Source organism: Amycolatopsis sp. NPDC059021 (assembly GCF_042739895.1).
Classification (GTDB): Bacteria; Actinomycetota; Actinomycetes; order Mycobacteriales; family Pseudonocardiaceae; genus Amycolatopsis.
The window spans coordinates 44,517-64,147 of the sequence record NZ_JBHYIQ010000033.1; the positions used below are offsets into that span (position 1 = coordinate 44,517).

Annotated in this window: 19 protein-coding genes and 1 tRNA gene; 11 read left to right on the top strand and 9 right to left on the bottom strand. The window is 70.4% G+C overall.

The features are described from left to right. Positions 1-68: 68 nt before the first annotated feature. Complete coding sequence (locus ACFWX1_RS20755; protein ID WP_378389604.1) at positions 69-1,061, bottom strand: ABC transporter substrate-binding protein; 993 nt, start codon at positions 1,059-1,061, stop codon at positions 69-71. Between the two features lie 1,016 nt (positions 1,062-2,077). Then, a tRNA-Ile gene (locus tag ACFWX1_RS20760) sits at positions 2,078-2,151 on the bottom strand. Between the two features lie 271 nt (positions 2,152-2,422). Here ACFWX1_RS20760 and ACFWX1_RS20765 point away from each other — a divergent pair. Further along, positions 2,423-3,661 carry an alginate lyase family protein gene (locus tag ACFWX1_RS20765; RefSeq protein ID WP_378389606.1) on the top strand — a complete coding sequence of 413 codons (1,239 nt, stop codon included), beginning with the start codon at positions 2,423-2,425 and terminating at the stop codon, positions 3,659-3,661. A gap of 221 nt (positions 3,662-3,882) precedes the next feature. Here ACFWX1_RS20765 and ACFWX1_RS20770 read toward each other — a convergent pair whose 3' ends face one another. After that, entirely contained in the window at positions 3,883-4,311 is a 429-nt protein-coding gene (locus ACFWX1_RS20770) for an Lsr2 family protein (RefSeq protein ID WP_378389608.1), read from the bottom strand. Between the two features lie 254 nt (positions 4,312-4,565). Here ACFWX1_RS20770 and ACFWX1_RS20775 point away from each other — a divergent pair, with 254 nt between their 5' ends. Together ACFWX1_RS20775 and ACFWX1_RS20780 are read left to right on the top strand one after the other, a co-directional pair. Continuing rightward, positions 4,566-6,206 carry a sulfatase gene (locus tag ACFWX1_RS20775; protein WP_378389610.1) on the top strand — a complete coding sequence of 547 codons (1,641 nt, stop codon included), beginning with the start codon at positions 4,566-4,568 and terminating at the stop codon, positions 6,204-6,206. Positions 6,207-6,332: 126 nt separating this feature from the next. Then, complete coding sequence (locus ACFWX1_RS20780; RefSeq protein WP_378324110.1) at positions 6,333-6,806, top strand: ATP-binding protein; 474 nt, start codon at positions 6,333-6,335, stop codon at positions 6,804-6,806. Between the two features lie 34 nt (positions 6,807-6,840). Here ACFWX1_RS20780 and ACFWX1_RS20785 read toward each other — a convergent pair whose 3' ends face one another. Both ACFWX1_RS20785 and ACFWX1_RS20790 read right to left on the bottom strand, forming a co-directional pair. Next, positions 6,841-8,529: a serine/threonine-protein kinase gene (locus tag ACFWX1_RS20785; RefSeq protein WP_378389692.1), complete on the bottom strand. Its 1,689-nt coding sequence runs from the start codon at positions 8,527-8,529 to the stop codon at positions 6,841-6,843. Positions 8,530-8,584: 55 nt separating this feature from the next. Then, complete coding sequence (locus ACFWX1_RS20790) at positions 8,585-9,796, bottom strand: LppP/LprE family lipoprotein (protein WP_378389612.1); 1,212 nt, start codon at positions 9,794-9,796, stop codon at positions 8,585-8,587. 359 nt (positions 9,797-10,155) lie between these two features. On the opposite strand from ACFWX1_RS20790, the gene ACFWX1_RS20795 reads away from it, so the two are divergent. The 4 genes from ACFWX1_RS20795 to ACFWX1_RS20810 all read left to right on the top strand — a co-directional run bounded on the left by ACFWX1_RS20795 (position 10,156) and on the right by ACFWX1_RS20810 (position 13,770). Continuing rightward, positions 10,156-11,022, top strand: a complete 867-nt coding sequence (locus tag ACFWX1_RS20795) for a lysozyme (protein WP_378389614.1) — start codon at positions 10,156-10,158, stop codon at positions 11,020-11,022. A 125-nt stretch (positions 11,023-11,147) separates the two neighbouring features. Next, complete coding sequence (locus tag ACFWX1_RS20800; protein WP_378389694.1) at positions 11,148-11,600, top strand: MarR family winged helix-turn-helix transcriptional regulator; 453 nt, start codon at positions 11,148-11,150, stop codon at positions 11,598-11,600. Positions 11,601-11,719: 119 nt separating this feature from the next. Next, the gene (locus ACFWX1_RS20805; protein WP_378389616.1) at positions 11,720-12,811 is read left to right on the top strand and encodes an FAD-dependent oxidoreductase; all 1,092 of its coding nucleotides are present in this window, start codon (positions 11,720-11,722) and stop codon (positions 12,809-12,811) included. Between the two features lie 50 nt (positions 12,812-12,861). Further along, positions 12,862-13,770 (top strand): LLM class flavin-dependent oxidoreductase, encoded by a 909-nt coding sequence (locus ACFWX1_RS20810; protein ID WP_378389618.1) that lies wholly within the window; start codon positions 12,862-12,864, stop codon positions 13,768-13,770. A gap of 393 nt (positions 13,771-14,163) precedes the next feature. Here the strand turns inward: ACFWX1_RS20810 and ACFWX1_RS20815 are convergent, their stop codons facing one another. Both ACFWX1_RS20815 and ACFWX1_RS20820 read right to left on the bottom strand, forming a co-directional pair. Then, complete coding sequence (locus tag ACFWX1_RS20815) at positions 14,164-14,484, bottom strand: hypothetical protein (RefSeq protein ID WP_378389620.1); 321 nt, start codon at positions 14,482-14,484, stop codon at positions 14,164-14,166. A gap of 64 nt (positions 14,485-14,548) precedes the next feature. Next, positions 14,549-14,890, bottom strand: coding sequence for a hypothetical protein (locus ACFWX1_RS20820; RefSeq protein WP_378389622.1), 342 nt, complete (start codon positions 14,888-14,890; stop codon positions 14,549-14,551). A gap of 152 nt (positions 14,891-15,042) precedes the next feature. On the opposite strand from ACFWX1_RS20820, the gene ACFWX1_RS20825 reads away from it, so the two are divergent. From ACFWX1_RS20825 to ACFWX1_RS20835, 3 genes are read left to right on the top strand one after another with little or no spacing between them, the layout of a single operon-like run. After that, positions 15,043-15,507, top strand: a complete 465-nt coding sequence (locus ACFWX1_RS20825; protein WP_378389623.1) for an XRE family transcriptional regulator — start codon at positions 15,043-15,045, stop codon at positions 15,505-15,507. 2 nt (positions 15,508-15,509) lie between these two features. After that, a complete protein-coding gene (locus tag ACFWX1_RS20830) occupies positions 15,510-16,022 on the top strand; it encodes an ImmA/IrrE family metallo-endopeptidase (protein WP_378389625.1) in 513 nt (170 codons plus the stop codon). Next, complete coding sequence (locus ACFWX1_RS20835) at positions 16,019-17,185, top strand: MAB_1171c family putative transporter (protein ID WP_378389627.1); 1,167 nt, start codon at positions 16,019-16,021, stop codon at positions 17,183-17,185. The genes ACFWX1_RS20830 and ACFWX1_RS20835 overlap by 4 nt, the downstream gene beginning before the upstream one ends. A gap of 2 nt (positions 17,186-17,187) precedes the next feature. Here ACFWX1_RS20835 and ACFWX1_RS20840 read toward each other — a convergent pair whose 3' ends face one another. Next, positions 17,188-18,096: a PDR/VanB family oxidoreductase gene (locus ACFWX1_RS20840; RefSeq protein ID WP_378389629.1), complete on the bottom strand. Its 909-nt coding sequence runs from the start codon at positions 18,094-18,096 to the stop codon at positions 17,188-17,190. Positions 18,097-18,120: 24 nt separating this feature from the next. After that, the gene (locus tag ACFWX1_RS20845; protein WP_378389631.1) at positions 18,121-18,750 is read right to left on the bottom strand and encodes an MSMEG_1061 family FMN-dependent PPOX-type flavoprotein; all 630 of its coding nucleotides are present in this window, start codon (positions 18,748-18,750) and stop codon (positions 18,121-18,123) included. Positions 18,751-18,843: 93 nt separating this feature from the next. Here ACFWX1_RS20845 and ACFWX1_RS20850 point away from each other — a divergent pair, with 93 nt between their 5' ends. After that, positions 18,844-19,467 carry a TetR/AcrR family transcriptional regulator gene (locus tag ACFWX1_RS20850; RefSeq protein ID WP_378389633.1) on the top strand — a complete coding sequence of 208 codons (624 nt, stop codon included), beginning with the start codon at positions 18,844-18,846 and terminating at the stop codon, positions 19,465-19,467. Positions 19,468-19,631 lie beyond the last annotated feature (164 nt).

The window sequence follows — 19,631 nt, forward strand, 5'->3', positions numbered from 1 at the left end:
GCCGCCCCCCCCTGCCCGGGTACACTCGTCGCTCTCGGCCGCTAAAAGTTTTACCCGGCCGTCCGATGTCACGAGGGTTGCGGCAGGATCAGCGGTGCGATGGTGAATTTCTCCTGCAGAACGTGGAATTTGTACAGCAGGTCCGGTACGCGCTGCATCTCGGTGGCCGAGGGCACACTGCCGAACGCCGGCATCGCGAGCAGCGCGGCGGTGTCCTGGTCGACCTGGGCGTGGGAGATGACCATCCGTTCGATGGACCGGCGGTCCGTGCGCGCCTTTTCCGATGCCCGGCGCAGGCCACGCTGGAACGCCGTGATCGCCGCCGCGTTGCTCCCCGCCTTCGCGGCCGTGGTGGCATAGCAGGAGATGGGGAAGTTCTCGGTGGCTCCGGAAGCGGGGTCGGCGATGGCGATGGCTCCCTGTTTCGCGGCCGAGGTGACGAACGGTTCGGTGAGGAACGCGCCGTCGACGTCGCCGTGGGACAACGCCCCGGCCATGTTCGGGAATCCCATCTCCATCCAGCGGACGGAGTCGTAGGCGACGTGGTGCTCGTCCATCACCGCCATGGTGAGGGTGTCGCTGACGCCGCCTCGCCCGTTGATCGCGATCCGTTTCCCCTCGAGATCCGAGAGGGATTTGATGGAGCTCTTGTCGCGGACCATCACCGCGGTCGAGTGCGGGCTCGCCGACGAGGCGGTCGCGACGATCCTGAGGCCGAGTGCGGGATTCTTGCTCTGCGCGAGCACGACCGGAACATCGCCGGAGTAGGCGATGTCGACCTCACCGGCCAGCAGCTTGGCGAGTCCGGCCTGGCCACTGCCTGCCGGTTCGAGCCGGACATCGACGCCCTCGGCGGCGAAGGTTTTGTCTTCGATGCCCAGATGCAGCGGCGCCAGGTCGACCAGTGGCATGGTCGCCACCCGCAGCACCGGCAATTGCCCGGAGGCGGCGGGGTGGTCCTTCGAACCGAGCAGTCCGCAGGACGCCGTGAGAGTGACGGTGAGCGCGAGGGCCAGCACGCGCGCGGCCACATTCGGCCAGGCATGCGAAGACCGCCGCATTCTCACCCTGGTGCGGGTCGGGACATGCATGGGCTGCTCACTTTCCTGGTTGTGGGGAAGGGGATGGCTGGTATGAACGATTCTTGGGCCGGGTGGCGGTGCGGCGAAGGATCAGGAATTGTCCGGCATTCGCCGCGAGCGCGCCGAACTGTTCCCCCGTGGTCTCCGCTTTTCGCCGGAAGACCACCGAACGCGTTTCGCGTCGCCCGGTCCCGGCCGGCCGAGCGGCGCTCCGATTGCCGCGCACCAAGCCCCGCCATCCTCCCCGGGCCGAGCCTTCCCGTGCACCGCAGGCCCTGTGTGGCCCCGCGTTCCGGCCGCGTCCACGATCCGCGTGACAGTCACCGCGGCAAACGTCACCGCAGGACTGAGCGCGACCGGCGTTCGGGTGAGAAACCGCTTTCCGAGCCGACCGGATACGTGTTCCTTGCGCGGGATTACCCGCTCGCCGATGCCTTGGACATGCAGCGGCAGGCCACTGCCGGCCGACTGGGGAGACGGTATCCACCGCACCCCGCAAACGCCTCCCACCAGGCCACACCGGACTGTCGCCCGGCGAGTGTACACGGACAACCCAGTCGTTCCGCAATACTTGAGCACACTGCGCTTTCGGTCAATCTTCGAATGAAGATCGGGCACAGTCTTCGCACGACGCGGCAGTTTTGCGGCGCTGAGCGCGGAATACCCCACACGAACTCGCGAAACAGTAGCCCGACTCCGCTACCGCACACTCCCCACCCGTGGTAATAGCCCATTGCCGCCAACCCCCGCGACCCGTTCCCACCACACGCCAACCTATGTCCGAAGTGGACGCTTCATATCCAGCAACAACCAGCCCAAGAGCCGCTATCAGAGTGAAGTCACCGTCTCGGCGCACGAACCACCCGAGGCGACCCACGCCAACCACCCAAGGCGACCCGCTTTGCGTGCTGGGGGTCCGGGGGTCATCCCCCGGGAAGACACTGCGGACACCGGGAGCAGGCCCGAAGGGCTTGCGAACAGCAAGCCCCGTCTCGTGGGCCGGGTCGGGCTCGAACCGACGGCCAAGGGATTATGAGTCCCCTGCTCTAACCAACTGAGCTACCGGCCCCTCGACGGGACACCGCGCAGCATTAGCTTTCGCACAGATGCCCCAGTTCGTTTCAAGTTATCACAGCCCGGGACCAGCCCCGATGCGGCAGGTGACACACGTCGGGCCGACTGTCCCACACCCCGAACTTCGCATCACGGGGCAGGGTAGACATCTGATCTATTTCCGGCTAATCCCCGTGTTCAGGACGATCAGCCGCACTAGATCCCGCGCAGTAGTCCGATGTATTTTGGCGGTCCGCGCCGCACCCGCCAACCCGAGGGAGAGCTCCATGGGGCAGCCCCGCCTGCACCTGGTCAACCGTGGTCACGTCGTGCTGTGGGCGGCGGTCGTCGCGCTGATCGTCGCGGGAGGCGTCGTCGCGCTGACGCGGCCGTCCGCGCTCGGCGCGCCGGCGATCGCGCGCGCCGCCGCGCCCGCGTCCTTCACGCATCCTGGCGTGTCCGACACCAAGCAGAGCCTCGATTTCGTCCGGCAGAAGATCGACGCCGGTGCGGAACCGTGGAAGTCCGCCTTCGCGCAGCTGAAGGCCAGCCCGCTGGCCTCGCTGAGCCGCACGCCGAAGCCGATCGCGGACGTGCAGTGCGGGTCCGGATCGAAGCCGGACATCGGCTGCACCGACGAACGGACCGACGCGCTCGCGGCCTACACGGACGCGCTGATGTCGTACCTCACCGGCAACGAGGCCTACGCCGCCAAGGCGGTCGAGCTCATGGACGCGTGGGCCGCCACGATCGCGAAGCATTCGCTGAGCAACGCGCCCCTGCAGACCGGCTGGGCCGGGGTTTCCTGGGCACGCGCCGGCGAACTCGTCCGCGCGACCTCGACGGCCTGGCCCGCGCCGAAGCAGGCCCAGTTCGCCACGATGCTGCGCAAGGTCTACCTCCCGGCGCTGCTGAAAGGCTCGCACGCCAACGGGAACTGGGAGCTGATCATGACCGACGCCGCCGTCGGGATCTCGGTGTTCCTCGACGACCGCGCCTCCTACGACAAGGCAGTGAACACCTGGCGGGGCCGCGTCCCCGCGTACGTCTACGTCAGCGCGGACGGCGCGCTCCCGAAGGCGGCGCCCGGTATGCCCGATGACCGGGACGCGCTGGTCAAGTACTGGCACAGGCAGACGAAGTTCGCCGACGGCCTCGCGCAGGAGACGTGCCGCGACTTCGGGCACACCGGCTGGGGCCTGGTCGCGGCGAGCCACGTCGCCGAGACGGCGAAGCTGCAGGGCGGGCCCGATCTGTTCGGCGAGATGCGCGACCGCATGGTGGCGGCGCTGGAGTTCCACGCGGGGTACGACCTCGGCGCGGCCGTGCCGTCCTGGCTGTGCGGCGGAAAGATCAAGAAGGGCCTGGGGCCGGTTCTCGAAACCGCCTACAACCGCTACCACAACCAGCTCGGCGTCCCGATGCCGCAGACGGCCGCCCTGCTGGCGCGCACCCGGCCGGCCGGGACCGACAACCACTTCCTGGCCTGGGAGACCCTGACCCACGGGGACAACCCGAACGCCTGAGCCGGGCAGCACCGCAGGTCAGCGGGCTTCCATTCACACTTCTGGGTGAATCGATGCCCCGGGCGTCATCCGAGCGGTGCCCGGTCCCTCTCTGTTGCCGTGGTGGTACTCCGGCCAGGCAGCCCCCCGACTGGCCGGGGTACCACCATCGACATCCGGCGGCCGGACCCGCACGACGAAACGGGCCCCGGCCGCGAAGCCGGGGCCCGTTCCACAAGACGTCACGCGGAGGCGCCCGCCTTCTTCCGGGAAGCCCGCTTGCGCGGCGCCTTCACCGGCTCGGGCTCGGCCTCCGCCCGCTCGAACGCCTCGACGATCTCGCGCGGGATCCGCCCGCGCTCCGACACCTCGTAGCCGTTGTCCAGCGCCCACGCCCGGATCGCGCGGGAGCGCTCCCGGTCGGCCTGCGAAACGGGAGCCGGCGCCGCGGTCGCGGCCGCGGCCGACTGGCCGACAGCGAGCCGGACCTTCCGGCCGCCCACGCGCCGCGAAGCCGCCAGGAACGGGGCCAGCCCTTCGCGGAGGTTTTCGGCGTTGTCGTCCGACAGGTCGATCTCGTACTGCACACCGTCCAAACTGAACGGAACGGTCTGGCTGGCCTCGCCACCGTCGATGTCGTCCATCATCTGGACAAGAACCTTCTGCGCCATTGTTACTTCCTTCGAGCTGGAACCCGCCCGGACTCGTACAGCCCGGAACACGCCGCGCAGCCTAACCGCTCGGGTGCCCCGGCACAGCGCGCCGGGCCCTGGCGCGTCCGTTCGGCCTATGTCCGGTGTGGACAGTCGGGTGCCCGGGTGAACCGGCGACGGCGCCGGGCCGTAGTTACTCTCGGGGGCCGCGATGCCGCGCGGGACGCTGCCGGGGCCCAGCCGATATCGCCGCGTGGAGGGAAGGTCCGGTCTTGCCGTCGTCTCGTTTTCTCCGCGTGCCGGGCCACGGACGCCTCCCCCGTGCCGAAGAACTGGCCACGGTGTCGGCCTTCGTGCTCGTCCTTTTCGCGCTCCTGGCGCCCAACGAGATCAGCCACCTCACCCCGGCGATGTTCGTGCGCGTCCCGGTCGAAGGCCTGGTCGGAGTCGCCGTCCTGCTCGTCCTCCCGCCCCGGCCGAGGCGGGTGGTGGCGACCGTGCTGGGCGTCCTGCTCGGGCTGCTGGCCCTGGTGAAGATCCTCGACATGGGTTTCTTCGCGGCCCTCGACCGGCCGTTCGACCCGGTCTTCGACTGGAGTTTCCTGCGTGGCGGCCTGGATTTCCTGGCAGGCGGCCTCGGGAAGCCGGGTGCGATCGCCGTGGCGATCGGCGTGCTGGTGCTCGCGCTCGCCCTGGTGGTCCTGGTGACGATGGCGGTGCGACGGCTGAGCCGGGTGGTGGTGGGCCGCCGCACCGCGTCGACGCGGGTGGTGGCCGTGCTCGGGATCGTCTGGATCGTGTGCGATCTGGCCGGGGTCCAGGCCGCGCCCGGCGAACCGGTCGCCGCGCGGAGCGCGGCCGCGCTGGCCTACGACGACCTCCGCCAGGTGCGCGCCGATCTGCGGGCTCGGCGGCCGCTGGCCGAGGAGGTCCGCGTCGACGCGTTCCGCGACACGCCCGGTGACCGGTTGCTCACCGCGTTGCGCGGCAAGGACGTCGTCTTCACCTTCGTCGAGAGCTACGGGCGGGTCGCTCTCGAAGATCCTCGGCTCGCACCCGGGATCGGCGCCTTGCTCGACGACGGCACCGCGCGGCTGCGCGCGGCCGGATTCGGTGCCAGGAGTGCCTTTCTCACCTCGTCGACGACGGGCGGCGGGAGCTGGCTGGCCCATTCGACGCTGCAGTCCGGCCTGTGGATCGACAACCAGCAACGCTACGAGCAACTGCTCGGGACCGGCCGGCTCACCCTGACCCGCGCTTTCGGGCGCGCGGGCTGGAAGACGGTCCACGACGTGCCCGCGCACACCCGTGACTGGCCGGAGGGAAGGTTCTACGGCTTCGAGTCGTACTACGACGCCCGCGACGTCGGCTACCGCGGCCCCGGTTTCTCCTACGCGACCATGCCCGACCAGTACACGCTTTCCGCCTTCCAGCGCGCCGAGCGCGCGCCGGGCCACGCACCGGTGATGGCCGAGATCGACCTCGTCTCGAGCCACGCGCCGTGGACTCCGCTGCCCCGGCTCGTCGACTGGAACGCCGTCGGCGACGGCACGGTCTTCGGCCCGATGCCCGCACAGGGCGAAGCCCCGGAGTCCGTGTGGCCCGATCCGGACCGGGTTCGAACCGCGTACGGGAAGTCCCTCGAGTACACGCTGGACACCCTGATCTCCTACGTGCGGACCTACGGCGACGACAACCTCGTCCTCGTCTTCCTCGGCGACCACCAGCCGCCGGTGGTCACCGGCGCGGGCGCCGGGCGCGACGTCCCGGTCACCCTCCTCGCCAAGGACCCGGCCGTGCTGGGCCGGATCTCGGGCTGGGGCTGGCAGGACGGCCTGAAACCCGGCCCGCACGCCCCGGTGTGGCAGCTGGACGCGTTCCGCGACCGGTTCCTGACCGCCTTCGGCCGGTAGTGCCCGGTCAGCCCGCCGGGGCGCGCGGCGACGTTGCCGGGCGGATTGATTTTCGCCGTTCTGGGTATACCCCCTGTGCACGCCTCTTCAGCCGAGAGGAACACGTCTCCGGAGAGGAGTACCGCCATGACCGAAGTGGCCGAGGACGTCCTTCCGGGCACGTGGGTACTGGATCTGCGGGACGCGTCGGCTCGCGCGCTGGCCGAGATGCGGGCGTGGGCCTCGCGGCAGCTGACCGGCCTCGGCGAGATCCACCGCGGTGACGTGCTGCTGGTCGCCACCGAACTGGTGGCCAACGCCTTCGAGCACGGCGGCGGGCCGCGGCACATCCAGCTGTGGCGGTCGGTGTCCCCGTGCGCCGTCCGGATCGAGGTCGCGGACCTCACCTACCGGCAGCCGATGATGGCGCTGCCGGTGGCACGCGACCCGCGCGGGCGCGGCCTGCTCCTGGTCGACCGGCTCGCCGCGGCGTGGGGCGTCGAGCAGGACCCCCATCGCGACGGCAAGACTGTGTGGGCGCACGTGCCCTGCTACGGCACCGGCCGCTGCCGTCCGGTGCGCGGCCAACGACGTCATCCCGTGCTGATCGGCCACGATTGACTGTCCACAATAGACGCTGAGGTCGGTCCGGCGCTCACCGGTTGCCGGGATGGTTCATCGGCCCCGCCGAGTCGACGGCCGCGCTCGCGGCCGACACCAGGGCCGGTTTGGCTCCGCTGTCGCGCGAGAGGTTGATGTACATCGCGGTCGACCGGACCAGATAGCGGTGGGTCCGGCGGGTGTAGGCACCGCGCGTCGCCCGGCTGGTGTCCTTGTTGTCGTCGCAGATCTCGGCTCCGGGCCCGCTGCCGGGGCACATGATCCCCCAGGAGCCGGAATCCTGCGCGTCGTAAGCGGTCTGGGCGGTCTGCTCGTCCTTCATCGGCACGACCCACACCATGACCAGCATCTTGTCGGAGCTGTCCCGGTATGTCCCGGCGACGGCCTTGTCACAGCCGGAACGGCGGAGCATGTCCCGCACCTCCTGGCTCAGGTACTCGGTGACGCAGTTGCGGACGCCGCCGTTCGTCCGGGTGTAGCGCACGTTCCTGTCGTCGGTGAACGAGTCCGCTAGCAGCGCCGACGCCGTCAACGGGGTGGTGTCACCCGCCGCGCTGTCCAGATCCGCCGGCTTGGCGCGCGCGGTGGTCCGTTCCCGGCTGGTCGTGGTGCTCGACCGCGAGGTGGTGCTCGGCGTGGTGCGTCCGGTGGTGGACGGAGTCGCGCTCGCCGAGGAGCTGGTCGACGCCGACTTCCCGAAGAGGGTGGACGCGACGTAGCTGACGGCGCCCCGCGTGACGAGCAGGATCACCAGTCCCACGACGACGAGACCCGCCACCGCGCTCACCGCAAGGACCGGAGACGTGGTCTTAGGCGGCCCGGTGATCTCCTCGAATTTCCTGGTCTCCTTGACCGGCTTGCCGAGCTTCTCGGTCCGGTCGGCCGTGTCGTCGAGCTTCTTCGTCGCCGACGCCGTCAGCAGTGCCCGCGCCCCGGCGATGTCCGGGCGCCGCTCGGGATCCTTGTCCAGCAGCCGGGTGATCAGCGTGGTGAGCACGCCGGCGTGTTCCGGCGCCGGTGCCTCCTCCAGCAGGACCGCGGTGAGCGTGGCGGTGGGAGTGCCGCGGCGGAACGGCGAAAGCCCCTCGACCGCTTGGTACAGCGTCACCCCGAGGGAGTAGAGATCGCTTTCGGCGAGGCCGTCCTTGCCGTTGAGCCGTTCGGGTGCCATGTACTCGACCGAGCCGATGAGCGTCCCGGTGCCGGTGATCGTGGTGTCGGCGTGGTGCACCGCGATGCCGAAGTCGGCCAGCAGCGTTTCCCCGTCCTCGGCCAGCAGCACGTTCGCCGGTTTGACGTCGCGGTGCACGATCCCGGCGCCGTGCGCTGCCTCGAGGGCGTCGAGCAGATCACCGGCGACCCGGACCGCCTCCTCGGCGGACAGCGGCCCCTCGGCGAGGCGTTTCTCCAGGGACCGCCCGGAAACCAGCCGCATCACGATCCACGGGACGTCGTCCTCGACGACGACGTCGTGGACCGCGACCACATGCGGATGATCCCGCAGCGCGGCGGCGTTGCGCGCTTCCCGCTCGGCCCTCGCCAGCCGTTCCTGCCGTTCCTCCGGCGGCATCGCCGGGGACAGCCAGACCTCCTTGACCGCGACGTCGATGCGCAGGACCTCGTCGTGCGCCCGCCACACCCGTCCCATGCCGCCGAAGTCCAGCGTCCCGACGAGCCGGTAACGCCCGCCGATCACCCGGCCCGGCCCGGTTTCCTCCGCCATCGTCACCCGTCGACGGTAGGGGCCGGTCGATGACATCCCGATGACAAGCGACTCCTCACCGCCTGCTCACCGCGGCGCGGGAGTCGTCGGACGGGATCGGGTCCAGCGGCACCAGCCGCGCGCCGTTCCAGAAGTAGCGGACCGTCGCCGCGCCCGCGGTCGGGCAGCACTGCGGGTCGCCCACGTGGTAGAGGCTGTAGGTCAGGGCAACGGTGTCGTCGGTCGCCCACACTTCGGCGACTCCCGCGCTGGCACCGGAGGTGTCGGTGCCCAGGTAGCCGCGCGAGTCGTGGAAGAAGAACGCTCGCTGGTCGTAGCCGTCGCCGGTCTCCGCGAGCACGGCCACGATGACGTGCAGGCCGTACACCGGCTGCCACGTCGTGTTCGGCACCGGTCGATATCCCTTGCCACGCACCAGTTTCTCCGCCGCGGCGAGATCGTTGACCGGTTCCGCCGGCGCGGTGGCGGTCACCGTCGTCGTCGGTGGCGGCGGTGGCGGTGGCGGGACGGTCGTTGTCGCCGGTGTCGGCGCCGGGCTCGTCGTCGACGGGACGGGGGCGACCGGCTGCGGTTGGGGCGGCCCCGGCATGGCGGCGACCGGCACTTCGACGCGTGCCCGCGCGGCGGCGCCGAACAGCGCGACGAGCCCCAGCGCCGCGAACACGGCCACCACCGCCGTGCCGACCATCGGGACCGACTGGCGGCGCAGCGCGGACCCGGGTGGCGGGCCGGCCCCGGAAACCGGCAGCACCGCCGTCCCGGCGAGGACCGCCGCGCCCGCGAGCGCCAGCCACGGGCCGGCGCCGATCCGCGCCGCCCCGGCGGAATCCGCCCGGAACACCGCCACCAGCACCAGCACGCCGACGAGCACGGCGATCCCGGCCAGCAGCCCGGCCGTCACGCGGGCGGCGGTGCCCCGCGGCAGCAGCAGGCCGGACGCCATGGCCACCACGCCGATCACCACGACGGCGACCGGCGCCAGCACCACCGGCATCGCCGCGGCGCGGGACGGCCCGGACACCGACAGGTCGAACAGGCTCACGGCGCCGGGCGGGACGGCCCGCAACCACGGCAGGACCGGCGACAGCGCCACCAGCGCTCCCCCGGCCAGCAACCCGGCGCCGGTCGCGTTGCGGCGCACCGCGTTCGGGCCACCGGCCGCGGTGAACCGGTGACCACACCACGGACAGGCGATCGCACCTGGTGGAAAAGACCGCACGCACAACGGGCACACCGGGGCCGGAAACCCTTGCCGAGAACCGATCATGGCGGTCCCCCTTCCCTCATCCGCCACGCAGTCGCTCGCATCCGCGATGCCGTTACGAGAGCGATCACGCGAGATCTCCGCCTGATCACGCGAGTTCCGCCTTCGATCACGCGAGTTACGTTTCCGGTCACGCGAGATCCCCGTCCGGCACCGACACCCCGGACCGCCGAACGCCCCGGTCCCTCGGGTGAGTGAGGCCGTTCGGCGGCATTCCTGGCCGGTTCCGGACAGGAACCGGGCATTCCGCCGGAACGCGGGTAATGAATTCACCTGACGTAGTCACAATGCGTCGTTCAGCAACGGATGCCCCGGTGACCGGGTCTGGGGGTCGCCGCGAGCGGACCGAAAGGACGATGATCATGTTCGGACACCGACGGAGATGGCAGGCCCTGTTCGGCACGGCCGCCCTGATCGCGCTCAGCATCACCGGGACGGCCAATGCCGCCGGTTCACCCCGGCCCGCCGAGCCACGGCTGGACCCGAGCGTGGCCCCCGCGCTCGCCGGGCTGATCCGGCAGGCGGACCATCCGATGGGATCCCAGGTGCGCGCGCACGAACGCACCGGCTCCGGCCCGCGGCGGGTCACGGCGTCGGCGCTCGGCGTCGAGGACGCCGTCTACGGCATCGACGTCAGCGGCTGGCAGGGCAACGTGGACTGGAACTCCCTGTGGGGCCAGGGAAAGCGCTTCGCCTACGTCAAGGCGACCGAAGGCACCGACTACACGAACCCCTACTTCGCGCAGCAGTACAACGGCTCCTACGACGTCGGGATGATCCGCGGCTCGTACCACTTCGCCCGGCCCGACGTGTCCGGCGGCGCCGCACAGGCGGACTACTTCGTCGATCACGGTGGCGGCTGGTCGGCCGACGGCAAGACGCTCCCCGGCACCCTCGACATCGAATGGAATCCCAACGGCGCCGCGTGCTACGGCTACGGCCAGTGGGACATGATCGGCTGGGTCAAGGACTTCAGCGACCAGTACCACAACCGCACCGGGGTCTGGCCGGTGATCTACACGGCGACGTCGTGGTGGTCGCAGTGCACCGGCAACCTGGCCGGCTTCAAGACCACCAACCCGCTCTGGGTGGCGCGGTACGCGGACGGCCCCGGCCAGCTGCCCTTCGACTGGGACATCTGGACCTTCTGGCAGTACAGCGACAGCCCGATCGACCAGGACGTGTTCAACGGCGGCTACGACCGGCTGGTCGCCCTCGCCCTCGGCTGAGCTCCCGGGCCGCTCCCGGCCCGGCGAACCGGGAGCGGCCCCTGGCACAGGAAGTTCGTCCTGCGAACTGTAACGCGCGAAAATGCTAGGCTCGCGGCGTGGGCACGAAGAATGACGAAGGCCGGATGGGAGTGGTGACCGCGCTGGTGCGGTCGGCATTCCTGGTGAACGCCGTCTATGCCGAATCGAGCCGGGAACACGGCATCACCCCCCAGCAAGGACAGCTGCTGTGTGTGCTGATGGCGCAGCCGTACGGCATGAGCGAACTGGGCGCCACGCTGGGGCTGGCCAAATCGAGCCTCACCGGCCTGGTGGACCGCACCGAACGCAACGGACTGGTCCGGCGCGAACCGGATCCGGCGGACTCCCGCGCGGTGCGGGTCACCCTCACCACTGAAGGCAGGCAACTCGCGGAGGAGTTCTACGCCGAGACCTGCCGCCGGGTCAACGAACTGCCCTCGGGCCTCGGCGCGGCCGAGCGCGAGACGCTCGCCGGCCTGCTCGGCCGCGTCGTACTGGACAACGAGGTTCCGGTGGTCTTCATGGACCTGACCGAGGGGGCCGCCCGCGGCCGCTAGCCCCCGCGATCGCCCCTTGTGGACGGACAACAACACAGATCTCCCGAAGCACTTGCAGTTCGTCCTACGAACTAATATTTTTCGTTTGGCGAACTGCGACTCTCTGGGAGGATGCGATCATGAGTCGGAAAGTCGTCGTCATCGGCGGCGGTTACGGGGGTTCGGCGGCCGCGAAGGCACTGGACGCCGACGCGGACGTCGTCCTCGTCGAGCCACGGGACGCGTTCGTCAACGCGGCGGCGTCGTTACGGGCGCTGGTCCGGCCGGACTGGGCACCGGCCATGTTCTTCCCCTACGACAAGCTGCTCGCCAGAGGCACGGTGCTCCACGACCGCGCGGCCTCGGTGGATCCCGGCGGCGTCACCCTCGCCTCGGGGCGGCGGATCGAGGCGGACCACCTCGTCCTCGCCACCGGTTCCGGGTACACCTACCCGGCCAAACCCGCCGCCGACTCCGCCGAGGAGGCGCTGGACGACCTCCGCCGGACGCACAAGGAGCTGGCGGACGCCGGGCGGGTGCTGATCGCCGGTGCCGGACCGGTCGGCCTGGAACTCGCCGGGGAGATCAAGGCGGTCTGGCCCGGCAAGGACGTGACCGTCCTCGACCCGGCGGAGCGGCTGCTGCCCGGTTTCCGGCCGGAGGTACGCCAGGACCTGCACCGGCAGCTCGACGCCGCGGGCATCCGGTTGCGGCTGGGTACCGGCCTGAGCGCGCCACCGCCGACCGGCCCCGGCCAGGCCGGGACGTTCACCGTCACCACCACCGGCGGCGAGGAGATCACCGCCGACATCTGGTTCCGTGCCTACGGAGTGCGTCTCAACAACGGCTACCTCGCCGACGGCCGCCTCACGGCGCTCACCGCGCGAGGCGAGGTTCCGGTCACCGAGACCCTCAACGTCCGGGGCCATGACCACGTCTACGCGGTCGGCGACCTCACCGATGTCGCCGAAGCCAAGATGGCCGGGTACGCCATGCGGCACGCCGAGGTCGTCGCGCGGAACATCCGCGCGCAGCTGTGTGGCGAACGGCCGGCGGCCGGCTACCGGCCGTCGCCCGAGCCCACGATCCTGCTCCCGCTCGGCCCGCACGGCGGTGTCGGCCAGTTGCCCGCCGCCGACGGCTCGGCCGCCGTCCCCGCCACCACCGTCGCCGAGTACAAGGGCGCCGATCTGTTCACCGGCCGCTTCGCCGAGCACTTCGGCCCCGCCTGAAACCGCCGTGCCACGGCGAAATCACCGAACCTCCAGGAAAGGCCCCCGCAATGTCCACACAGGAAGTCGTCTTCGGTTTCGGCGCGCACAGCGAGGTCGCCGACGGACCGGAACTGCTGCGCTTGGCCCAGCAGGCCGACCGCGAACGACTGGACCTCATCTCGCTCTCGGATCACCCGTACCTCGGCGGACGCCTCGACGCCTACGCCACCCTCGGTTTCCTGCTCGGCCGCACGGAGCACCTCTCGGCCTTCGCCAACGTCACCAACCTGCCGACGCGTCCCGCTCCCCTGCTCGCGCGGACCGTGACGTCGCTGTCGGCGCTTTCCGGCGGCCGTGTCGTGCTCGGCATGGGCGCGGGCGGGCTGTGGGACCGGATCGCGGCGATGGGCGTTCCGCGGCTTTCCCCCGCCGACGCCGTCGACGCCTTCGAAGAGGCGATCGTGCTGATCAAACTGCTCTCGGGCGGCGGCGCGCCGGTCACCTACGAGGGCCGGCACTACCAGGTGCGCGAGATCGAACCGGCACCCACGGCCGCGCCGCCGGTGTGGACCGGGTCGGTCGGCCGGAAATCCCTCGCCGCCACCGGCCGGGTCGCCGACGGCTGGCTCCCCGGTCACGCGGCGGACTGGCTCAGCGAGCGGTACCGGACCTCCCGGCCGGTCATCGACGAGGCCGCCGCGGCCGCCGGGCGCGATCCGCGGGAGATCCGCACGATCTTCAACTTCCCCGGCCGCATCACCGACCGGCCGCTCACCGCCACGCGCGACGAGACCGGCCGGTGGATCGGCGGCTCCGTCGAGCAGTGGGTGAGCGAACTGACCGGCGCCGTACTGGAGCACGGCGCGTCGGGCTTCATGCTCTTCTCGGAAACCCATGGCGCGCAGGACATCGTGACCCTCGGCCGCTGGGCGGGCGAGATCGCCCCCGCCGTCCGCGAAGCGGTCGCGAAAGGCTAGATGCGGCTTTGGCTGATGGGTGGTGCCGTGAAGGCCTCCTTCACGGCCTTCATGCGATGGGGTTCGTGCGGCGGTCTTGGATGTCGCGAACGCTCCGTTCGGGACGTTCATCGTCGGCAACGACGCGTTCGCGACATCAGGCGATGCCATCGGCGTGGGCGGGAAGTACGAGGGACGCCCTGGGTGCATCCACCGCACCCAGGGACGCCCCCGATGCACTCAACGCACCCAGGGACGCCCTTGTCGCATCCCAGACCAGCGCACCGAAAGCGCCGTCCAGCGCATCCGGCACCACCCACCGCCCCAGAACTCTCAGCGAGAAAGCTCTATTGGGCGTCGAAGACCGGTCAGTGTGAACACCCGCGCCCGCCGGGCGGAAGGCTTACGAAGAGGTCAGCGGGTGCAGCGGATGGAGGCGCTGCCCCAGTAGTAGCCAGGGCCGAGCCGGGAGGAGTCGGCGAAGAGCAGTACGCACTGTTCGTTGGTGAAACCGGCGATCAGCGCCTGGCGGCGCGCGGCCTTTTCCGCTTCGCGCTTGGCTTCCTTGGGGCTGTTCTCGAGTGCCATGTCGTTGAAGACCCGCTCCTCCAAGACCTGCACCGAGCCGGCCGAGACGGCGGACGGCGCGGGCGCGGCCTGTGCCACGGCCGGCGTGACGACGGCGAACCCGGCGAACAACGCGGCGACGGCGCCGCGGACGAGAATCGAAGCCATGATCGAACACTCCTTGCTGATCGGTTGACTTCCGCCCCCTCCGGGCGGAAGAAAGCGGGCGGTCTCAGCTCTGGCAGGCCACGGTCACCGTGCCGTACCAGGTGCCGGGGAGGTCGCTCGCCCGCACGCTGGAGCCGTACACGTAGCACTGCGAACGCTGGTACCCGGCCGCGGCGGCCTTGCCGTAGGCGTAACCCTCCGCGCGGATAGTGGCGTGGCTCGGGCTCACCCCGAGCGCGGTCGCGGTGAACGAAGCCGACTGCACCGCCGAAACCGGTTGTGCCACAGCGATTCCGCCGGATACGACGACTCCCGTGAGCGCGGCCGCGGCCAGGACCGCGGCGCCGAGCATCTTCTTCATCGTGGTTCCCCCTTGCTCGTGGTCACCCGGCGAGCTGCCAGCCATCGTGATCCAGCCTCTCGCCGGTCATTCATTTCAGCTAATGTGGCGAGCACAAGCTATCCACTCGCGACACGAGCTGTCAACTGAGATGAATGACAAGAAGTAGTAGATTCATCTCTGCTCACGGCCGGTCGCCTACCGGTACCGAGGCGGAGATGACCGACGAGCAGGACCGCGCACCGGCGGACACCACCCTCGCCGAACGGATCGACCGGCTGTTCCAGGTGGTCCGTCGCCCGAGCGGCGAACAGCACAGCCACGAGGAGGTGGCGCGGGCCTGCCGCGAGAGCACCGGCGAGAGCTTCTCCGCGGCGTACCTCTGGCAGCTGCGCACCGGGCGCCGGACCAATCCGACCAAGCGTCATCTGGAGGCGCTCGCCGGGTTCTTCCAGGTCCCTCCGGCGTACTTCTTCGACGACGAGCAGGGCACGGCGATCGCCGAGGAGCTGGAACTGCTCGGCGCGTTGCGCAACAACGCGGTGCGCGAAGTGGCGCTGCGCGCGGTGAATCTCTCCGAAGAGGGGCTCGGCACGGTCACCGACATCATCGACGCCATCGAGCGTCGCGAGGCACAGCGGAACGGCGCCGGGCAGCAGCACGACCGCGGGCCGGGAGCGTGAGCGTGCGCCGTTCCCGAAGAGCGCTCCTGAGCCGCTGCGAGCAGGTGGTGTCCACAGTGGACGTCCCGGATCCCTTCGACATCACCGTGTTCGTCGCCGGTATCGTCATGTTGCGGGGACGGCCGATCGAGCTGATCCCGCTCGCCACGCGTCCCGGCACGCCGTGCGGTGTACTCGCCGCGACCGACCGGGCCGACTACGTCTTCTACAACACCGACACCAGTCCGCTGCACCAGGAACACATCCTCCTGCACGAGCTGGGACACCTGTTGTGCGGCCACGCCGGGACGGGCGTGCTGTCCGAGGCGGTCTCCTCGGTGCTCATGCCCAACCTGCCGGCCGGCCTCGTCCGGCGGGTGCTCGGCCGTACGACCTACGCGCACCAGCAGGAGCAGGAGGCGGAACTGGTGGCGTCGCTGATCATGCACCGGGCCCGTCGCGGGCGGCCCGCCGAGCCGGTGAGCGGTGCGCTGGAACGCCTGCGCTCGGCCTTCGGCCCGGGAGCCACGCGGTGATCAGCTATCTCGGCGCCGGGCTGCTGGTCCTGATCAGCGCGGGCAAACTGGCCACCGCGCGGCGGATTCCGCTCAGTCCCGGTATGCGGTGCCTGCTCGGCTTCTTCCTCAGCATGGCGGCGGCGCTGGCGATCTCGGCCGAACCGACCGTCCGGCTGGTGCTGCCCGGCGATCCGCCGATGGCGGCCCTGCTGTGCCGGGTGCCGAGCAACGCCCTGCAACTGCTGGCGGTGCATCTCCTGCTCCGGCTCGCCCGCACCACCCAGAGCCCCGCGCCGCGGACGCGGTGGTGGCCGCTGCTGCTGTGCTGGGCAGTGCTCGCGGTGTGCTGCGCCGACATCGCCCAGCACATCGAACAGGTGCGCACTCCCGCTTTCGGCCGGCTGCCCGGCCTGATCGGCTATCAGGTGACGCTGGTCGGGTACGCGGTCTGCTGCCTGACGGGCTTCATGCGCGTGCTCACCCGGCATGCCCGCCAGTGTCCGAGGGGAAGCTTCCGCGCCGGACTGCGCGTGATCGTCGCGGCCTCGGCGGCGACCGTGGTGTGGGCCCTGTACTCCGGGCTGCCCAGTCTCTGGCTGGCGGTGACCGAACTCGCCGACGAGGACTTCCTGCCGCCCAGCCGGGTACTGGGCCTGGTCACGATGATCCTGTGGTTCGCGGGCGCGGTGCTGACCACCTGGCAGGGCGTGGTGGAACGGCCGCTGCGGTGGCTGGCCGCCCGGCGCGGGATCCGCGCGGTGCGGCCGTTGTGGTCGGCGCTGGTGACCGCGCTGCCCCGGCTCACGCTCGCCCCCGTCCCGTGGCACGACGCCGAATTCGCGCGCTACCGCAAGCTGATCGAGATCCGCGACGGACTGCTGTCGCTGCGCGGGCACCTACCGCCCGAACTCGCGGCCTGGCTCAGCGAATCGGCCCGGCGCCACGCCACCGCCGAGGACGAGCCGACCAGGACGGCCGCCGGGCTCGCGGCCGCCCTGGTGGCACGGGAACACGGGCACAGCTGGCCGCCACCACCCGCCGCGCCCACCACCGCGGCCCCCAGCATCGAGGCGGAAACGGCCTGGTTGAGCGCAGTTTCGGCCGCGTTCACCGGTTCCCCGGTGGTAGCCGAGATCCGGAACCGCGCGATCGCGACGTATGCTCCGCCGGGGCGAGGGTGACGTCAGAGGTCCACGACGAGCCGGGGCGACAGTGCGCGGGAAACGCACGGGTACATGCGGCCTGCCGGGGCGCCGATGTCGTCCCGGTGCTCGGGTTCGCCGTCGAGCACGCCGATCTCGCAGCTGCCGCAGACCCCTTCCCGGCAGCCGGACGGGAGGGGATATCCCGCGTGGGTCAGCGCGTCCAGCACCGACTCGTCCGCCGCGACGGGGACCGTCCGTCCTGTTCGGACACACGACACCTCGAACGCCGTGTTGGGCGCGAAGGTCTTGACCGATGGGCGGAAGCGTTCGAGATGCAGGCGTTCGGCGGGGAACGCGGCCTCGACGGCATCGAGCATCGACGCGGGACCACAGCAGTACACCAGCGCGTGAGGGCTCAGTTCCGCCGCCAGCACGGTGAAATCGGGCCTTCCCCGCTCATCGGCGGCGAAGACGCGGACGCGGTCGCCGTAGGTGGCGCGGAGTTCGCCGGCGAACGGCATGGTGGCCACGGACCTCCCCGCGTACACCAGTGTCGCCGGAATGCCCGCTTCGACAGCGGCGCGCAGCATCGGCACCATCGGGGTGATGCCGATCCCGCCCGCGATGAACAGGTACTCCGGCGCGGGTACGAGCGGGAAGTTGTTGCGCGGTAACGAAACCCCCATGGTCCGGCCGGGCCGCAGGAACAGGTGGATGTACTCCGAGCCGCCCCGGCTGAGCCGGTCGTGCCGGACGGCGACGCGGTACCTTTCGCGGTCGGCCGGGTCGCCGCACAACGAGTACTGGCGGGTCAGCCAGTTCGGCAGGTTCAGGTCGATGTGCGCGCCCGGCTCCCACGACGCCAGCGGGCCGTCGGCACCGCGCAGGACGAGGGACACGACGTCCTCGGCGACGCGGTCCACCCGGTCGAGAATGGTCTGCTGCATCAGGAAATCACCTTGTGGCCGGAGTCAGAACAGCTTGCGGTAGGCGTCTTCGAGACCGCGGTCGATCAGCGCCGGGTCGATGTCGAGCCCGAACTGGGCGGCGGCGATCTCCCCCGGCGAGGGGATTTCCTCGGCGAGGGCTTGGCTCGCGGGGTCCCACAGCCGGGAGCGCAGCAGCGCGCGTCCACAGTGGAAGTAGGCCTCCGTCACCTCGACGATGATCGCGAGTTCCGGCTCCTTGGCCTCGGTCCGCATCCGGGCGAGCACCTCGGGTTCGTCGGTGACGTACGCGTGACCGTTGACACGCATCATTTCCCGCAGCCCCGGGATGAGGAACAGCAGCCCGACGCCGTCGTTCTCGGCGATGTTGCGGAAGGAGTCGGCGAGCTTGTTGCCGGGCCGGTCCGGGATGGCGAGGGTGTGCTCGTCGAGGACCTTCACGAAGCCCGGGTAGTCGCCGCGCGGTGAGCAGTCGGCGCGCCCCGCCGCGTCGGCCGTGGCCAGCGCCAGGAACGGGGAATGCGCGATGAACCGGTGGAAGTGCCCGTCGATGCGGTCGAGGACCTTGGCCTTGGTCGTGGGCTCCGGTTCGCCGAGCCTGGCACGGACCTCGTCCAGGGACACCCGCCGGTAGCGCGTGCGGGTAGGCGTCATCGCATGCTCCTTGAAGTCCAGGTCGTGGCACAATTATGAGCAATTGTTCGCTTCTCGCGCTACTCGCTTTCGCCGGCGCGTCCAGGAGGTGTCATGACGTCGGGCGACCGCGGGCTCCACCCGCGTAAACAGCCACGCCAGGTCCGGGCCGAGCTGACCCGGCAGCGCATCCTCACCGCCGCTGCTCAGGTTTTCACCGAGCACGGGTACGCCGCGGGGACGACGAACCGGATCGCGGAGCGGGCGCGGATCTCGATCGGCTCGCTGTACCAGTACTACCCGAACAAGGACGCGATCCTGCTCGAACTGGTCACCCGGCACCTCGACGCCGGGGCCGCCGCCACCGAACGTCTCCAGCGCGAGGAACCGGCGGGCTCCTTCGAAGAGGTCATCCGCGTGTTCGTACGGGCCACCATCGACAACCATCTCGACGATCCGCAACTGCTCCGCGTCATGCTGGAGCAGGCGCCGCGCACCCCTGAACTGCGGGAAAAGATGGCCCGCCACGAAGAATCGCGCGTCGCCTACGCCAAGAACCTGCTCGACCGGCACCCCGAGGTCCGCGTCACCGACACCGACACCGCCGCGCGCCTCATCGTCTCCACCGTGGAACTCACCGTCCACCAACTCATCGCCGCCCCCAACCCCGTCCACATCCCCCGCTTCGAACAGGAACTGATATCCATGCTCACCCGCTACCTGACAACCGCCCCCTGACAACGCAAAGGAACGCCTAAGGGAGCGAAGCGACCGAAAGGAACCACGCTGGGTCGAGAGTTACCGCACCGTGGGGGTCCGGGGGGGTCGGCCCCCCGGGTCAGCACGCACGACGTGCCCGGGAAATGGGCGGCGGCCCCCACGCCCCCGGAACAGCAAAACCC

Coding starts and splice junctions, on each gene's coding strand:
- ACFWX1_RS20785 (WP_378389692.1), bottom strand. CDS start 8,529: ATGGCGGAGGAAACCGGGCCGGGCCGGGTGATCGGCGGGCGTTACCGG.
- ACFWX1_RS20815 (WP_378389620.1), bottom strand. CDS start 14,484: ATGGCTTCGATTCTCGTCCGCGGCGCCGTCGCCGCGTTGTTCGCCGGG.
- ACFWX1_RS20800 (WP_378389694.1), top strand. CDS start 11,148: ATGGGAGTGGTGACCGCGCTGGTGCGGTCGGCATTCCTGGTGAACGCC.
- ACFWX1_RS20770 (WP_378389608.1), bottom strand. CDS start 4,311: ATGGCGCAGAAGGTTCTTGTCCAGATGATGGACGACATCGACGGTGGC.
- ACFWX1_RS20810 (WP_378389618.1), top strand. CDS start 12,862: ATGTCCACACAGGAAGTCGTCTTCGGTTTCGGCGCGCACAGCGAGGTC.
- ACFWX1_RS20845 (WP_378389631.1), bottom strand. CDS start 18,750: ATGACGCCTACCCGCACGCGCTACCGGCGGGTGTCCCTGGACGAGGTC.
- ACFWX1_RS20765 (WP_378389606.1), top strand. CDS start 2,423: ATGGGGCAGCCCCGCCTGCACCTGGTCAACCGTGGTCACGTCGTGCTG.
- ACFWX1_RS20840 (WP_378389629.1), bottom strand. CDS start 18,096: ATGCAGCAGACCATTCTCGACCGGGTGGACCGCGTCGCCGAGGACGTC.
- ACFWX1_RS20820 (WP_378389622.1), bottom strand. CDS start 14,890: ATGGCTGGCAGCTCGCCGGGTGACCACGAGCAAGGGGGAACCACGATG.
- ACFWX1_RS20805 (WP_378389616.1), top strand. CDS start 11,720: ATGAGTCGGAAAGTCGTCGTCATCGGCGGCGGTTACGGGGGTTCGGCG.
- ACFWX1_RS20850 (WP_378389633.1), top strand. CDS start 18,844: ATGACGTCGGGCGACCGCGGGCTCCACCCGCGTAAACAGCCACGCCAG.
- ACFWX1_RS20825 (WP_378389623.1), top strand. CDS start 15,043: ATGACCGACGAGCAGGACCGCGCACCGGCGGACACCACCCTCGCCGAA.
- ACFWX1_RS20755 (WP_378389604.1), bottom strand. CDS start 1,061: ATGCGGCGGTCTTCGCATGCCTGGCCGAATGTGGCCGCGCGCGTGCTG.
- ACFWX1_RS20780 (WP_378324110.1), top strand. CDS start 6,333: ATGACCGAAGTGGCCGAGGACGTCCTTCCGGGCACGTGGGTACTGGAT.
- ACFWX1_RS20795 (WP_378389614.1), top strand. CDS start 10,156: ATGTTCGGACACCGACGGAGATGGCAGGCCCTGTTCGGCACGGCCGCC.
- ACFWX1_RS20790 (WP_378389612.1), bottom strand. CDS start 9,796: ATGATCGGTTCTCGGCAAGGGTTTCCGGCCCCGGTGTGCCCGTTGTGC.